Genomic DNA, 16,798 nt, shown 5'->3' with positions numbered 1-16,798 from the left:
GCATGAGGAAACCGATTTACAATCTGTCATTAATATTGTTGGTGTTCGCTCTCTCGGGTGTATTGGGAGGGAAGGATGCGTCCGCGCAACTTCTTAACTTCGCGCAAGAAGGCATGCCGGAAGAGCCTGGATTAGCGCTTCTGCAAGAAGAGCCGCACGACATCATTTACTTTACGGAAAAGTCTGGTGGCGGCTGGTGCAAAGCACACCTGCTAGATTTCCCTGGGCGAAAACCACCGTCAAGCCCATCGGGGAGCGTGAAGTTTCAAGTGCTGGGCGTTGAGGGTAAAGACCTCACGTGCAAGTGGTCGGACATCGAAAGGATTGACCTTTGGGAAGTCCGACTGGAACGGGAAGCAAAAGAGCGTATCGCTAAAGCGGATTTTGTTGGTGCTTATCCATTCCTTTCCGTCTTGATCCGTGATTTCCCCAATCGTCCCGGCCTGCGAAAGTTGCGTAGCGAGTTCATTTGGAAGGACGCGATCTCTCGCGCCAAAAAGCAGGAATGGGCTTCCACGCTGGCGATGCTAGAAGAACTTAAAGCATACGACCCAAGCTTTGAGCGATCCAAGGTGATCAAGGCCATGAGCGGCGTGATTGATCGTTTGATGAAGGGCTTGGTCGAAGACGGAAAATTGGATCTCGCGCGTCAGTTGCTCACTCGCATCGAATCGGATTATCCCAACGAAAAGATCGACGCGGTCAAAAAATGGAATGACACATTCATGGCTATGGCGAAGGCCAAGCAAGACCAAGCGATAGCGGCCTTTAAAGAAAAGGACTACCGATCCGCTCGTCGTTTCATTCGCGAAAGCGCGTACGTTGAACCCAACCTCGAAGGCAACACTCAACTATTAAGGCAGATTCAAAACACGTATCCGTTGGTCAACGTTGGTGTGTTGCAGTCAGCGACGGTATTTGAACCGACTCGGATCGACAACTGGGCGGCTCGCCGCGCTGGTCGATTGCTCTACCGCACCGTGTTTGAAATCCAGGGCGCGGGACCAGAGGGTGGTGAGTACAGTTTTATCTTCGGCGATACGGAGATGAATCCCAATCGTATGCAGTTTGACTTGATGCTTACTCCGCAGGAGCTCAAACCGCCATTGGATCAAATCCAAGGCTATTACCTAGCTGACGTGATGGCTCGTCGAGCTCAGAAAAACTCTTCAGAGTATTTCTCGCCATGGGCGGCGGCGGTGGAAACCATCGCGTTGGACGGACCGCAGCAGATTTCGTTTAACCTGCGTCGCCCTCATGTCTTGCCCATCTGTTTGCTGCAAATTCCCGTTGATGGAAGCTGGTTTGGTGGCGAACCTGGATCTCCGACTGGCGATTATCGAACGGACTTGGTGGAAGACGATTATAAGTTGGTTCGTTACGTGTTGTCGGGAAAACCCAAAACGGAAAACCAACCTCGTGAAATCGTCGAGAACCGATTGGATTCGGGTGCTGAAGGGGTCGGCCAGTTGCTTCGAGGTGAATTGGATGTGCTCGATCAATTGTTTCCCGCTGACGCGGTGCGGCTAAGAAAAAGCCGAAACGTGAAGGTCGTCAACTATCCATTACCCACCGTTCACATGTTGGTACCGTGTTCGGACCATCCCTATCTTGCCGAGCGAACGTTCCGGCGCGCGTTGGTCTACGGAATCAACCGGGAAGACATCCTCAAAGGTGAACTGCTCGAAGGTCTCGACTTTGAAGGTTGTCGAGTACTGTCAGGGCCTTTCCCAGCGGGAATCGAGCTGAATGACCCGCTAGGTTACGCCTACGATCGCAATATCAAGCCTCGCAACTATGAACCGCCGCTGGCGAAATTGTTGTTAGCGATGAATAAGAACCAAATGGAATCAATGGCTCAGCGTAAGAAAGAAGAAGTGCCCGAGCTTACACCCATTCGCTTGGCATTTCCTAGCGATAACATGTCTCGCGTCGCGTGTGAAGCAATTCGAAGCCAATGGGAATTGATCGGACTTGAAGTGGAATTGGTTGAACTTCCGGTTGGCCGAACGTTCCCAAATTCCGACGAAGACATCGCTGACATCGTTTATGTCTCCGCTGCGGTTTGGGAACCGGTGATCGACGCTCGCCGAGTGCTTGGTCCCGAGGGGCTCGCCAAGAGTAACGATCAGCTAGTTGGGTTGGGGTTGCGTAGGATCGAAGAGGCTAAGAATTGGCGAGAGGTTCGCGACGGGCTGATTAGTTTGCACGCAATCTCGCATCACGAGTTGCCCATCATTCCACTTTGGCAAATGGTCGACTCCTACGCGTATCGGCGAGACCTTATTGGAATGGGTAGCGACATCGTTTCGCTTTACCAGAATGCCGACAATTGGCGGATCGGAAACTAGTCTCATGATAAATCAGTTCACGTTTCGATGGTCTCGACCTCGATCATGCAGCACTCTGGTGTTTCTTTTCGTAGCGTTTTGGGGTCAGGCTACGATCCCGAGTATTGTTACTGCGGCGGACGTCCAAGATGATGCACCTGCTGCAAGTTCATCGCCACTTCCAGATGCCAGTGAAGCAGGTAGTGGTTCCGACAAAGCGACCGTTTCGGAGGATGTCGTAGCGGAATCCGATCAGGACGACGTTGCAAACGAAGCATGGGATTATTCACCATACCGAGTTTTGGTGTGGGTGGCTTCAGACGACGCAAGGTTCGACGCGGATGCGATTGCTGAACCTCTACGAGACTTTTTGGATCGAGACTTCGCTTCGATCTGGCGAATGAAAGTTCGGCAAACGCCGTCTTCTCTGCACGCGATCATGAATCGCGATATGGGGCTACTTAACTACGACTCGATCACTGGGGTCGATCCGGTATTGGCGGTGAAGAAAGATCACGACGAGGCCATTCGCATTCGAGTGGCTGACGACGTCGCCAAGTTCGTCAAGAAAATTTACACGACTAAGGATGCAGTTGATTCTCTTGTGGCTCGCGGTGAAGCAAGCGGTGACGCGACGCTTGGTGGATTAGTGCAGCGCTTTGAAGTTGTCAGCGACAATCCGATTGTTGTGGCGGAAAAGTGGACGGATCCAAGTACCGAAGCCATTCTTGTCTCGCGAGGGCTGGCCCTGACTCTGGATGAACCCGAGGCCAAGTTGGTTAAACCCGACGTCCAAGGTTTGATTGCCGATCAGGTCGAAGACTTCGATAAGGTTTACTTGGTCAACGTGAAGACCAACGATGTGCATCCGCGAGTAGAGATCGTCGAGATGGATGTGCTCATGCGATATTTCGGTCCTGTTAGCCGAATGCCGATCAACGTTGGTGCCACGCCTAGTCAGACCGTTGGTTTAGGTTTGATGGATGCGTTTGCGCCTACGGTTCGCATCGACAACGCAGGCCAGAAGAATGCTTCGGGTTTGCTCCGCGCATCTGGGTTGATCATCACCGACGAATCACCAGGCCTAGTGTCCGCAGGTGACGTTTTGAGGCCATTGACTCGAAAGAATGACCGAAACGGCAATCCCTTTTTGATTGGTCCGATCGATTGGGCTTACCTTGTCGTCGATAAACGTGAAGGCACTTCGGTAGAGATGGACTTTTACGCTGGTCGAAGTGGTGGTCTGCAAGGTCGCAAGAATAATCGAACGTTCCGAACGGCGATCAAAGCCAAGCCTCAGCAGGATCACACGATCTTGCGTTTGCATGCTCAAGGAAAACCGAACGAACCGCTTATCGGATATGAGATCTACCAAAAAGAACTAACATCTAAAAGCATGACATTCATTGGGCGTACTGATTGGAGTGGTAGGTTGAAGGTCGATCGAACCGATGAACCACTTCGATTGATGTATGTTAAGAACGGTGGAGCAGTGCTGGCTCGTCTGCCCATGGTTCCTGGTCTGGAGCCGGTTGTCATCGCCGACTTACGTGGTGACGATTTGCGTTTGCAAGCCGAAGCGTACATTCGAGGTGTCCAGAATTCGATCATCGACTTGGTTGCTGTTCGTGAGTTGTTCAAAGCTCGTATTCGCATGAGACTTGAGCGAGGCGAACTCGACAATGCAAAAGAGCTGATGAACGCACTCAACGAACAGCCCAGCAACGAGGCACTTGCCGATGACATGGGGAAGAAGCAAGCAATCTACTTAAAGCTGCTTGAAAAAGAGGGGCCGAATCAACGTCGCCAAGTCGACCAAATGTTCACGACGACTCGCGACCTATTGGCAAAGCATATCAATCCTAAGCTTATTCGCGATTTAGAAACTGATATCATCAAAGCCACCCAGAATGGCGGAAAACTACCGGCTGCCAAACCCAAGGATGATGATGAGGGGGAAGAGGTTGCCGTGGCCGATGACGAAAGCGGAAACGTGGCCGAGACTACGCCCACGCAATGATGGCGATCACTTCGTCACGATTGCGTCGTAATGATATCGCGATACAGCGAAGTCCGATTCGATCAATTCATTCGCGCCAGGTAGGCCGTTTTCGGCGAGCGCGAGGGTGATGAGTGACGATGTTAAAGGTAGCGTCGCGGCCCGATAGTTTGCGGCCAATCGGACGTCGAGTAGGACGTACCACCGTCGCACGAAGCTTACCTTCCGCTTCGAACCTAATGTCGTCGATTTCAAACTCGACCCACATGCCTTCTTCTGGGTTGATGCGAACTTGTCGATCACCTCTGGTTTCCATTCCTTGCCAGACGTCGCGGTGAAAAAACACATCTTCGCGAAAATCCTCGGCGTCGATAAAACCGAAAGTCGAATCCGGCTTTAACGCAATGATCTTTCCCAAACGCTTACGTTGAATGCGAAATTTGCGTTTGATTTCCTCGAGGGTCTTTGCGTTCGGCGGCGGCGACTTGGGGCGTCGAGGTCGAGGCGGAAGATCTGACTTGGGGGCAGCATCTCGCTGGTGGGGTGCACCACGATAGACGGGTTTCGAAGGTCGAGGTTTGTCTTCCATGGAGATCTAAAGCTGCCGAGCAGGATAAACGGAGAAACGGAAAGGTTTCGGTCAGTTTAACTCGTTGGCGTTGATTAGGTCAGGGAGTCCCAACCAACGTGACATAGAATTCGTGGTTGCCCGGCGAATTACGCTCGCCCACATGTCTTGCGGAGCAGCAAAAACCGCCTGACGGGTGGCAGGTACGCAGTGCCAAATCCCTGCCAAGATCTCGGCATTCAGTTGTTCGCGAGTCCAATCGAGATGCCCCACAATGAGCCGAAACGGAGTTTGACGTTCCTGGACCAATTGTTCCAAATGATGCTTTTGTGCTGCGACGTAAATTCCGTCTCCCGTTTCCGCTTCGGCCATTTTGAAATCTTGGTGAATTGCTACCACAGGTCCGGAAATCGGTCCCCCAAAGTGCAAGGATTCGATGATGGAAAGGCTCTGAGGGGAAGGTTGAACCGGCGACGAGGGCGGCGCAAGACGGTTGCCAGACTCTGATTTGGACGGCGAATCCTGATCGGCGGACTGATGATTCTTTAGCAGCGTCAACAAAGCTTCAGGGCTTGGTTTCATCGGTCGATTGAGCATCACTCCGATTACTTGCCCACCGTCCTCGTGGACCACCAAGCAAACGCCACCGGCGTAAATGGGATCGGTAACAAGGGAAGAAGCGACCAATAAATGACCCGTCAACGAATCGTTCATGTAATATCCAGGCGCACAGGTGACCGATTACTGCCACGTTGGCAGTGATTCAATTTCGACCTACAAAGAGAGGCAACCGGCGCGCCAAAAGCCGTTCGCTCTTCAAAATTCGCGGTCGAAGAATAGGAACAAGGACTCAGAATGTCGATTCACAGCATGCGTAAGACTTACACCATGGGTGGTCTGTCCGAGAAAGACGTCGATTCAGACCCATTGGTTCAGTTTCAACGCTGGTTTGGCGAAGCAGAGCTCGCCGATCTACCGGATTGGGTCGAGATCAATGCAATGACGGTGTCGACGTCTACCCGTTCAGGGGCGGTAAGCTCACGCATCCTGCTTTTGAAAGGAATCGAAAACGGACGATTCTTGTTCTATACGAACTACCTTTCGGCCAAGGGAGAGGATTTGGCGGACAACCCCGTGGCCTCCCTGTGTTTCTATTGGCCACACTTGCAGCGACAAGTGCGGGTTGAAGGCAAAGTGACTAAAACGTCTCGACAACAATCCGAGGACTATTTCCATTCGCGACCTCGTGAAAGTCAACTCGGTGCGAATGTAAGTGAACAATCGACGGTTGTGACGGCAGACCAATTAGATGCGCGGATGAAGGAGTTGCAACAAACCTTCGAAGGCAAAGAGGTGCCGTGCCCCGAACACTGGGGTGGGTACGCAGTCGAACCCATGAAGATTGAATTTTGGCAAGGCCGACCGAGTCGTCTGCATGACCGAATTTTATACCAACGCGATGTCGGCAATTGGAACATCGTGCGACTGGCACCGTGAACGACGTTCAGCGTAGATGGTACCGGCAAGCGTTCCTGCCACGATTTCATCGGTGCGATCGAGCTTTCATGAACCGTTGCTTTTGAACATCGGCAGATTGAAACAGATCAACCAACGGGGCAGGGTAGTGATCACCAATCACGACTCCATAACGATGCTGTTCCTCTTGGCTCAACTTCCACGGCGTATGAACTTTGTCGCTCGGTACGCTGGCGAGTTCAGGTATCCAATGCTTTACGTAGCTACCTTCGGGGTCATAGTCCGAGGCTTGCTTGATAGGATTGAACCACCGAAACGATCGGGCGTCGTTTCCCACTCCGGAAACGTAGTTCCAATTTCCGTAATTGCTGCAAGGATCGTAGTCGATCAAAAGAGATTCAAACCACTCGGCTCCCATCCGCCAATCGATACCCAAGTTCTTGGTAAGAAAACTGGCAACGTTTTGGCGTCCACGGTTGCTCATGAATCCCGTTTCCTCAAGTTCTCGCATGTTGGCGTCAATCAACGGATAGCCGGTCTTTCCTTTCCGCCATGCATCAAACCACGCGGTGTCTTGGTTCCAGTCCAACGACTCCTGTCTAAGGCCTCCCACTTGAAAAACATGCTGGCCATGTTTGGCGACCACAAACGCAAAATAGTCTCGCCAAAGTAATTCGAAGTACATCCAGTACGTTGACTCATTCCGGATGCGTTCCTTTTCATATCGCAATACTTCTTCGTAAATCTTCCGAGGTGACAAACATCCCATCGCCAACCACGCGGAAAACTTGGACGAGTAGTTTGCACCAATCATTCCGTTGCGAGTTTCTTTGTACGTCCGCAGGCAATCACTTTTCCATAGGTAGTCATCAACCCTCGCGAGGCCGGCGGATTCACCACCAACGAATTTCAAGACCGCTCGATCGACATAGGTTGCTTGGTCATCGTCACGGCTGGGGTTTCTGCATAGCAAATCAATCGAGTCGATTGGTTGGTCTGGGATCTTGGCGGATGTCTTTTCGTCAAGACGTGGAACTCGAGTCGGTGCAGCTAAGGGCGATAGAACTTCGGTGCGATGCTCAATCTTGTTGCGGAAGTGTGTGAAGAGTTCTGGTAGTTCGTCGATCGGAAACGGTAGGTCGTCCGCTTCGAGCAACGTGTTGGCTGACGACACTTCAAGCGAACATCCCGATTCGCAAAGCGAGCTTTCCAATCGAGTTTGCGTCGTCGTTTCCTCAGTGGCGTATTCTTGGTGGCAGTAAACCGTCGAAGCTTCAATGTCGGCAGCAATCCTAGGAAGCACAATTTCAGGTTCACCAACGACGACGTGCAGCACACCGCCAATCTTGTGAAGGTTGTCTCGCAGGTCTATCAAAGACTCGCGTAAAAATTGCAATCGGAAGGGGCCAACACGTTCGTATCCGAAGCTTGTTCGTTCGAATGCCGACGGTGCGACCACGAATACGCAGGCCACTTGATCGGATTGCTGAACGGCTCGACTAAGTGCGCGATGGTCGTGCAGGCGAAGGTCGTTTCGAAACCAAACTAGCGAAGTCGTCATGAAAGCTCAGTCGTGAGTGAAGAAGTTCGATCAAGACATTGTGGCCATCTGTCAAACGGCTGCGGGATTTCTCACCAAGCAAGCGACTTCGTGGTCCTCTGATTCACCGATCTGAATCAATTGAGGCCTTTTCTCACGACAGTAAGCTTCCGCAAGCGGGCACCGCTCATGAAAGTTGCAACCTGGATAAAGGCGATCCGGGGATGGGACTTCGCCCTCAAGCTTGATGCGTTGTCGAGTTCGTGACAGCACTGGGTCGGGAACGGGGACGGCCGACAACAACGCTTCGGTGTAAGGATGTGTCGGATTGGCGTACAGTTCCGATGCTTCAGATAGCTCGGCAATGCGTCCCAAATACATCACGCCAACGCGAGTGGCGATATGTCGAACAACGGATAGGTCGTGAGCAATGAATAGGTACGAAAGCCCGAGTTTTTGCTGCAAGTCCATCATCAAATTGATGATTTGGGCTTGGATGGAAACATCAAGAGCCGAAACCGGCTCGTCGCATAGGATCAACTTCGGATCAACGGCTAGGGCGCGTGCAATTCCAATTCTCTGTCGTTGTCCGCCGCTAAACTCGTGTGGATAGCGATTAAGGAACCTAGGGTTAAGTCCCACCAATTCCATCAAACGCAATACTTCGAGTTTACGGTCATTCCCTTTTGCCAGGCGGTGAATCGCCATCGGTTCACCGATGATTCCTCCGACTGTCATTCGTGGATTCAAAGAAGCGAATGGATCTTGAAAAACCATTTGTACGATTCGCCGATAGGGCAACATCGCTCGGTCAGAAAGTCCCGCAATCGAATCTCCGCAGAGTCGGATTTTTCCGCTAGTAGGTTTTGACAATCCCACGATCGTTCGTGCGGTTGTTGATTTTCCACAACCCGATTCACCAACGAGTCCAAGCGTTTCGCCTTCTCGTATCTGAAACGAGATTCCATCAACGGCTCGAATGACACCGTGCTCGGGGCGAAACATTGACCCTCGCGTGAATGGGAAATGAACCGATAAGTTTTCCACTTCTAACAGTGGCGGCGATGATGAACTCATGCTTCAGTCCCCAGCTCGATCGCGTTTTCGGTTTCAATCATCGGCTTGTGGCGAATGGCGGTTTTCAAATCAACCAAGCATGCGCATTCACGATCACCGCCGACTGGAATCAGTGGTGGATCTTCGGCCGAGCATCGGTCGATCGAATACGGACAACGAGGGCGAAACGAACATCCATCGGGTACGTTAGTCATGTCCGGTGGTTGGCCTGGGATTGCCAACAATCGTTCGCGGTGAGTTTCATCGAAACGTGGTAGCGATTCGAGTAGTCCAGCGGTGTAAGGATGCCGAGGAGAGGCAAACAAGTCATCCGTACTCGCCTTTTCCACAACTCGCCCGGCATACATCACCAAGACCCGATCACAATGACCCGCAACGACACCCAAGTCGTGCGTAATCAGGATAATGCTGGTACCCTTGCGAGCTTGTAATTCGGATAGCAAGTCGAGGATCTGAGCCTGGATGGTGACGTCAAGCGCGGTGGTGGGTTCATCGGCGATCAGCAAGTCCGGCTCGCACGAAAGCGCCATCGCGATCATCACACGTTGCCGCATGCCACCACTGAATTGGTGAGGGTAGTCTCGCATCCGTTTTTCAGGTGATGCGATACCGACAACATCGAGCATTTCAGCAGCACGCCGTTTGGCATCTTTGCGAGACATTCCCAGATGCAAACGCGGTGCTTCCACCAATTGTTGTTCGATGGTCATGAGCGGATTGAGCGCGGTCATTGGATCTTGAAAGATCATAGCGATACGGCGTCCGCGAATCTTACGGATCTCGGATTCGCTCGAACGCAATAGATCGACTCCATCAAACATTGCCGTTCCGCCCTCGATCTTGCCTGGCGGCATAGGAATCAACCCCATCATTGCTAGGTTGGTCACCGATTTTCCGCTACCGGATTCACCAACGATCCCTAGCGTTTCGCCAGCATGAACGTCAAACGAGACTCCACGAACGGCTCGTACCAATCCTTCGTCCGTTCGGAACGACACTTCTAGGTTGTCGACTTCAAGCAAGGGCCGGTTCATGGTCAATCCTTGTTCTTCATCTTCGGGTCCAACGCATCACGCAGACCGTCACCAAGAAAATTAAGTGCGAATAGCGTCAACGCGAGTGCCGCGCCAGGAAACACAACCATCCACCAAAAAAGCTTTACGCTTGATAACGCATCCACGCCATCCTTCAACATCAAACCCCACGAAACATCCGGCGGCGAAACGCCCAGTCCTAGGAACGATAAAAAAGCCTCGAATAGCATCACGGCTGGAATCGTCAATGTCAGGTAGACGATTACGATTCCCAAGACGTTGGGAACCAAATGTCGGAACACGATTCGTGCGGGTGAAGCACCGATCGTGCGAGCGGCTTCAACGAATTGTTCGTGTTTGAGTGAAAGCACCTGACCCCGAACGACACGGGACATCGTCAGCCAATAGATGGCGCCGATGATTAAGTAGAAAACGGTCAGTTGGCTGACGCCGTAGGACTCGAGTTTCTTTTTGACGGAGTCTTCACCTAGAAAAGTCATGATGAAAATTACGACAAAGATGAACGGGACTGAGTACAAAGTATCCACGATCCGCATCATGATCGCGTCAATCCAGCCGCCAAAGTAACCGGCGATTGCACCATAGCTAACCCCGATAACGAGGCTCACCAGCGTTGCGACAATGCCAACGGTTAATGAGATTCGTGCGCCCCACATGATCCGAGATAGAACGTCGCGACCGAGTTGATCGGTGCCGAAGATCGACGGAATTGCAAAGTCACCAAAAATTGCCACGCGAGCGCGACACATCATCCACGACAGCGGACCGAGGTTATTCCAAAGCTGGCTAAAGGGATGTTCAACGACCTGCTTTTGCGTAATGGATTGCTCAAGTTCAGTCCGCTCGGACTCCGTTTGAGCCTGCGAGAGTTGTTGTTTGAGATTCTTGATCTCTGATTCGACCTGGGCGAGTTCCGATGTCAGCCGATTGTTCTCGAACTTCAATCCTTCACGGCTGCCCATTACCGACGAAGCTAAAGTCGGCGGCAAAAACTGACCGTTGTTGAGATCCTTATCAATGGGCGATTGAAGAGGCAACAAGGGCGTCAGCAGCGTTGCGATTGCTAATCCAATCAGCAGATAGAGCGAACGGTAGGCAATGCGATTGCGTTTGAGTCGTCGCCAAGCATCTTGCCAAAGCGATACGCCTTGAACTTGCTGCGACGGATCGAGCAACGCTTCTAGCTTGGGTGGCGCTGTTGTTGAATTGGGTGTTTGCGTCATTGCAGTTTCACCCTGGGGTCGATGATGGCGTAGGACAAGTCAACAAGGCTGTTCATAACGAACAAGATCACCGTGTACGTTAACACCATTCCCATCGCGAGCGGATAGTCCCGTTGCAACGCGGCGTTGATGAAGTGGCTGCCCATACCGGGTAAAGCAAAGATCTGTTCAAGCACCAGTGATCCGGTCAAGACTCGCGCGGTCGCAGGGCCGAGGTAAGAAACCACGGGAAGCATCGCCCCAGGCAAAACGTGTTTGAAGATCACCGTTGACTTTGGCAAACCTTTTGCAAAGGCTGTTCGCACGTGTTCCCGCGAGAGCGATTCCAACATGCCGGTTCGGGATAGCCGAGCGATGTATGCCGCGATAGGTGCTCCCAAGCAGAGTGCGGGTAAGAGGACCTGTTGAAGTGTTCCCCAGCCTGCGGCTGGAAAGATAGAAATACCAAAAACGAATAACAAAATAGCGACGCTGGCCAGCACGAAGTTCGGCACCGCAATCCCGATCACGGCTGCAATCATCATGGATGTGTCGGCGAACGTACCGCGATACACGGCGGAGATCACACCAGCGGTTACGCCCAACACGACCGCAAAAATCAATGCGAAAACGGCTAACGAAACTGAAATGGGAAAGCCTTGTGCGATGACCTCGTTGACGCTGTAGTCTTCCAGCTTCAACGACCAACCTAAGTCACCCTTGGTCAAGATTCCTTTGAGGTAGTCGAAGTATTGTTCAACGTATGTGCCGTCGAGATTGAACCTAGCTTCCATTTGTCGTTCGATTGCCGGTGGCACTTTTCGCTCGGCGCTAAAGGGACCGCCAGGAGCCAAACGCATCAATGCAAACGAAACGGTATAAACCAACCACACCGTGGCGATCATCCAAAGAAAACGTTTGCCGATGTACGAAAAGACGTCACTCATTTTGCATCCTTTCGCAATCGCAATAAGTGAAACGGATGCCGGTCCTGGGGCGTGGGAGAGAAGCCTTCGACGTAAGGTTTGACAAGGTTCTTGGACACATAAAAGTACATAGGGATCACGGGCATCTCTTCAATCCAAATGGCTTCAGCTTGGCTGAGCAACTTCATTCGCTTGTCAGGCTCGCCACCGGCTTCGGCAGCGTCTTTGAGTAGTTGATCGAAATTCTCATTTCCCCAGCCTGTGCTGTTTTGAGCACCGTCAGTAACCCACAGGTCAAGGAAGGTGGTGGGATCCGCAAAGTCACCCACCCAGCCTGCTCGGGCGATGTCGTAGTTGAGTTGATCCACCTTGTCGAGATAACTGCCCCATTCCATGTTTTGCAGTTCGACTTTGATGTTCAGTGTATTGAGTAATTGTTGCTGGATCACTTCCGCGATCGCGCGGTGCATGCTTTGAGTGTTGTAGAGAATCGTAACCTTGGGAAATCCGCGACCGCCGGGAAAACCCGCTTCAGAAAGCAGACGCTTCGCTTCGTTGATGTCGGGTTTGAAGCCGGGAGGACTTTCGTAACCTGCGATTCCGGGTGGGACGAGCGTGTAGGCGGGGATCTGGCCTGCCTTAGTAATTTGCGAAACGATTTGATCGCGATTGATTGCCATCGCTAATGCCCGACGCACTCGCACATCGTTCATCGGTGGGCGAGTGGTATTGATCCGATAGAAGTAGACCGACAACATCGGCGCGGGAATGAAGTCGTCTCGATCTCGAAGTTCATCAAGTAACAACGAAGGTGGATCGTAGACCCAATCGATCTGGCCGGTTTCGTACATGTTCAATGCCGTATTCCCGCTTTCGGTCGACATGGCATCAATCGTTTCGATTGCGACCTCATCAGCATCAAAGTACTTCTCGTTCTTCACCAGCCGAACGCGATCGCGAAGCAGCCTAGCGCCCACCTTGTACGGTCCGTTGCAAACGATGTTTTCAGCTTTGGTCCACATCGGAACACCGTGTTCTTCAATGCAGTGCTTTGGTAATGCGAATGTTGGATAGTAGGCCAATAGATCGGGGAAGTAGGGCACCGGAGCATTGAGTTGAACGATGAACGTATGATCGTTTGGAGCCCTGACGGCACCGAGTTTATTAAACGCGATAAGCACACCATGGGTGGCCTGCGTATCTTCGGTAGCGGCTTGGGAAGTAAGTGGATGTCGGCAATAGTCTTGCGTGCCAACGACATCATCCCAATTCACTTCGCCGTCTTCAGACTCGCTGGCTAGTTCGATTCGGAAAACCCAATCCTCTTTCCATCGTGCCAATTTGCGATCACGATCATCGGCCGCCATCGTTTCAGGAAGCTCTGGCTCATCCGGTTTGATGATGTCCTTCAACGTGCCGTATCGCATGGTTCCACGAGGGAAGTTGTTGATGTCGCTGTCGCCACCGGGAACGTCACCGGGGCGATCCCATAGCTCCACTTCAACTCGGTCGCCAATCGTCACTTCGCCGGTGTTGTAGGCTTCGGCATGGGGAAGGCTGTAAAGCTGAAAACCGTACTGACACAACGTCTCGGGATGCAACATTCGCGTCCATGACCACACGAAATCCGCAGACGTGATTGGCACACCGTCAGACCACACGGCGTCTTCACGGAGCTGGAAGGTGTACGTTTTGCCGTCGGGAGACACCTGGTAGCTTTTGGCGATCGCTGGCTGCGCCCCCATGGGTTGGACGCCAGTGTCGGGGTCGGGCTCGCCCATCGGTAACGCCTGAAGCAACCCCGCGAAAACATTAAAGATAATGCGACTCTCGGGTTGCCCGGTGGCACGATGGGGGTCCAGCGTTTTAGGGTCCGTGCCGTTTTGAAAGCTGAACTCGGCCGGTGGCATGGGGTCAAATCGAGCGGCCCAAACCAGCATGACCATTGCGATCACACCAGCAAGGACAAAGAAGGCACGACGAATTTCAGGAGCCATGGTAAAGGTCAATGACACGTTGCGGATTCAAGCTGAACTCGCCGCAGTGTACTGACTTTGCCAAATCGCGTCGTCCCGAGTTTTTCGGATAGAAAAAGTGCGTTTACAACATGTCAATTGGATCGATGTCCACCACGTACTGCACATCATCTTTCTCGGGGATCACGAACTTCTCCGTGGCGGTGCGGATCGTGTCGCCCAGGGGGCCGGGTTCCGTGGCTTGCAGCAGGATATGGAAGCGATACTTACCTCGCAGTTTGCTCATCGGCGGTGGCGCGGGACCAAGAATGCGAACTTCATGGCCGAGTTTTTCTCGAGCTTGCTCCAACCGTTGCACCAGCGACTCGGCGGTTGACTCGGTTACATCCTCGACAGTCCCTCGGATAATGATGCGAGCGACACTGCCAAGCGGCGGATAATTGAACTTGCGGCGCGCGTTCATTTCGTCATGAGCGAATTGTTCGTAATCGTGTCTGGACGCGGCTTGGATCGCAGGGTGCTCTGGCGAAAACGTTTGCACAATCACGCGTCCGCCACGATTGCCACGACCGGTCCGGCCGGAAACCTGGGTGACTAACCCAAAGGTTCGCTCGGCAGCCCGGAAATCAGGGAAGTGAAGGGCGGAGTCCGCGTTGATCACTCCCACCAAGAGCACGTTGGGGAAATCGAGCCCTTTGGCGATCATTTGCGTACCGAGCAAGATGTCAATCTCGCCACTGCGAAATGCCGAGAGCACTTTTTGGTGACTACCGGGGCGACGCATCGTGTCTCCGTCCATTCTCGCGACCCGAGCGTTGGGGAAACGACTTTTGACTTCTACTTCAAGTCGTTGTGTACCGAGCCCACCGTAGCGTATCCCATCAAAGCGACACGCGGGGCACCATGGCGGTGTACCAATCGTGTAGTCGCAGTAATGGCAGACGGCTTTGCCACCATCGCGGTGATGCGTCAGTGGCATGTCGCAGTCAGGGCAAGCAACCACATGGCCGCACGAGGGGCACTGAATGGTTGTCGCAAATCCACGTCGATTAAGAAGTAAGATGACTTGGCCTTTGTCATCGAGTGTTTCCTGAACGGCCTTGTGAAGCGGTCGGCTAATCGCGCCGCTGGTTCGGTCGTCACGTACACGTAGGTCGACCAGTTGCACATCGGGCATCGGTCGGTTGCCAACGCGCGAAGGCATCGAAATCAACTCGGCATGACCAGTGTTGCAAGCATGCCATGATTCAAGCGAGGGAGTCGCCGTGCCCAGTACCAGCGGAACCTTTAAAGACATCGCTCGCGCAAAGGCAACCTTGCGAGCGTGGTAGCGAGGCGCGGTGTCTTGTTTGAAGGATCCATCGTGTTCCTCGTCAAGGATGATCAAACCCAATCGCGGCAGCGGCGCGAACACAGCGCTGCGTGGGCCGATCACGACTTGAACTTCGCCTCGGCGGATCCGTTGCCATTGGAAATGGCGTTCGGCTGGCGTCATTTGTGAATGCAACACAGCGACACCAGGAAAACGACGTTCGAATCGACCACGAGTTTGCGGAGTAAGCGAGATTTCAGGAACCAGCACTATGGCGCTGCGGCCGAACTTGACGACATGTTCAATCGCTCGGATGTAAACCTCAGTTTTTCCGCTTCCCGTAACACCATGCAAAAGCAGTGTCTTTCCTTCCTCGGAATCAACTGCCGCCGTTATCTTTTCCAAGGCATGGGTTTGATCGTCGGTTAGGTCATGCTTGGTTTCCTTTTCGCCGTCATCGAGCTGCCATCGCATCGGACTGCTGGTTGCCATCTCGCGACGACTCTCGGACGAAATCAATCCTTTCTTTTCGAGGGTCTTGATGGGACTGCTCGTGCAGTCGGCTTCCACCATGATTTGCGCCGAGGTCATTGGCCGAGCGACGGCAATCAGGGTGCGGATAATTTGCTGTTGCTTAGCTGGCAATGATTCGATCGTTGCGTCGTCAAGCTTCTTGTTGGTCAATTCGTAGTAGGTTCGTTCGCGAGTTCCAGCGTTGGCACGGACACTCGAGGGAATCAGCGTGTCAAAAACCTGACCCGCAGGGGCTTGATAATAATGGCTCATCCACATCACGAGCCGAACCAAAGGGGGATCGCAAAGCGGTTCATCATCAAGGACTTCGGCGACGTCACGCAATGAGCGTGAAGCAGAGGACCCCATCTTGGTTTCAATGCACCAACCGATCATCGCTTTGCGGCGATGTCCCAACGGGACCTTGACTCGCATTCCCGGCTTCAAATCTTCTCGCAAGTCATCCGGAATGCGATAATCGTAGGGGCCGTGTGGAGCTTCACTGAAGACGATGGTCGCGATCGCCACATCGTCTGCAACAGCAAGTTCCCAAGGCGGCGGCGCGGTTTCAAAAAGCTCACCTTGTGCGGCTTCTTTTTGTTCGGACTGCTTTGTTTTGCCCTTCGTTTCGCCGGTCGGAATGTCGTCAAACGGGTTGGACATTGAAGTAGGCAGTGTCGATGGTGAAACGGGGGAGGGCAGGGCAGTAGAGGATGAAGCGTCTGTCAACATAATGAATACCATGGTTAGTTCGGAACCATTCCTATAAAAATGCCACCAAACCTATTGTCGCTCTTGGCAGGACAAGGCTGGTCAATCAGGTT

At 52.7% G+C, this 16,798-nt stretch carries 12 protein-coding genes; 3 read left to right on the top strand and 9 right to left on the bottom strand.

Translation table 11 applies throughout. The annotated features are described in order from the left end of the window. Positions 1-2 precede the first annotated feature (2 nt). Complete coding sequence (locus Pla22_RS04435; RefSeq protein ID WP_146513540.1) at positions 3-2,351, top strand: ABC transporter substrate-binding protein; 2,349 nt, start codon at positions 3-5, stop codon at positions 2,349-2,351. Positions 2,352-2,355: 4 nt separating this feature from the next. After that, positions 2,356-4,350 carry a hypothetical protein gene (locus Pla22_RS04430; RefSeq protein WP_146513539.1) on the top strand — a complete coding sequence of 665 codons (1,995 nt, stop codon included), beginning with the start codon at positions 2,356-2,358 and terminating at the stop codon, positions 4,348-4,350. Between the two features lie 67 nt (positions 4,351-4,417). Here the strand turns inward: Pla22_RS04430 and Pla22_RS04425 are convergent, their stop codons facing one another. Together Pla22_RS04425 and Pla22_RS04420 are read right to left on the bottom strand one after the other, a co-directional pair. Further along, positions 4,418-4,918, bottom strand: a complete 501-nt coding sequence (locus Pla22_RS04425; protein ID WP_146513538.1) for a cold shock domain-containing protein — start codon at positions 4,916-4,918, stop codon at positions 4,418-4,420. A 51-nt stretch (positions 4,919-4,969) separates the two neighbouring features. Beyond that, positions 4,970-5,611 (bottom strand): YqgE/AlgH family protein, encoded by a 642-nt coding sequence (locus Pla22_RS04420; protein ID WP_146513537.1) that lies wholly within the window; start codon positions 5,609-5,611, stop codon positions 4,970-4,972. Between the two features lie 141 nt (positions 5,612-5,752). Between Pla22_RS04420 and pdxH the strand changes: the two genes are divergently transcribed. After that, positions 5,753-6,394, top strand: coding sequence for a pyridoxamine 5'-phosphate oxidase (pdxH, locus tag Pla22_RS04415; protein WP_146513536.1), 642 nt, complete (start codon positions 5,753-5,755; stop codon positions 6,392-6,394). 46 nt (positions 6,395-6,440) lie between these two features. Here the strand turns inward: pdxH and Pla22_RS04410 are convergent, their stop codons facing one another. From Pla22_RS04410 to priA, 7 genes are all read right to left on the bottom strand, one after another. Beyond that, complete coding sequence (locus tag Pla22_RS04410) at positions 6,441-7,934, bottom strand: DASH family cryptochrome (RefSeq protein WP_146513535.1); 1,494 nt, start codon at positions 7,932-7,934, stop codon at positions 6,441-6,443. 51 nt (positions 7,935-7,985) lie between these two features. Further along, complete coding sequence (locus Pla22_RS04405) at positions 7,986-8,990, bottom strand: ABC transporter ATP-binding protein (protein ID WP_146513534.1); 1,005 nt, start codon at positions 8,988-8,990, stop codon at positions 7,986-7,988. Further along, entirely contained in the window at positions 8,987-10,024 is a 1,038-nt protein-coding gene (locus Pla22_RS04400) for an ABC transporter ATP-binding protein (protein ID WP_146513533.1), read from the bottom strand. Before Pla22_RS04400 ends, Pla22_RS04405 begins: the two co-directional genes overlap by 4 nt. A 2-nt stretch (positions 10,025-10,026) precedes the next feature. After that, positions 10,027-11,268 carry an ABC transporter permease gene (locus Pla22_RS04395; RefSeq protein WP_146513532.1) on the bottom strand — a complete coding sequence of 414 codons (1,242 nt, stop codon included), beginning with the start codon at positions 11,266-11,268 and terminating at the stop codon, positions 10,027-10,029. Next, entirely contained in the window at positions 11,265-12,194 is a 930-nt protein-coding gene (locus Pla22_RS04390) for an ABC transporter permease (RefSeq protein WP_146513531.1), read from the bottom strand. Before Pla22_RS04390 ends, Pla22_RS04395 begins: the two co-directional genes overlap by 4 nt. Next, positions 12,191-14,188, bottom strand: a complete 1,998-nt coding sequence (locus tag Pla22_RS04385) for a peptide ABC transporter substrate-binding protein (protein ID WP_242631788.1) — start codon at positions 14,186-14,188, stop codon at positions 12,191-12,193. Before Pla22_RS04385 ends, Pla22_RS04390 begins: the two co-directional genes overlap by 4 nt. Before the next feature lie 85 nt (positions 14,189-14,273). Then, the gene (gene priA / locus Pla22_RS04380) at positions 14,274-16,637 is read right to left on the bottom strand and encodes a replication restart helicase PriA (RefSeq protein WP_146513530.1); all 2,364 of its coding nucleotides are present in this window, start codon (positions 16,635-16,637) and stop codon (positions 14,274-14,276) included. Positions 16,638-16,798 lie beyond the last annotated feature (161 nt).

The organism is Rubripirellula amarantea (assembly GCF_007859865.1).
Classification (GTDB): Bacteria; Planctomycetota; Planctomycetia; order Pirellulales; family Pirellulaceae; genus Rubripirellula; species Rubripirellula amarantea.
Note: the sequence above shows the minus strand (reverse complement) of the source record. Positions and strands in the feature narration are given on the sequence as shown.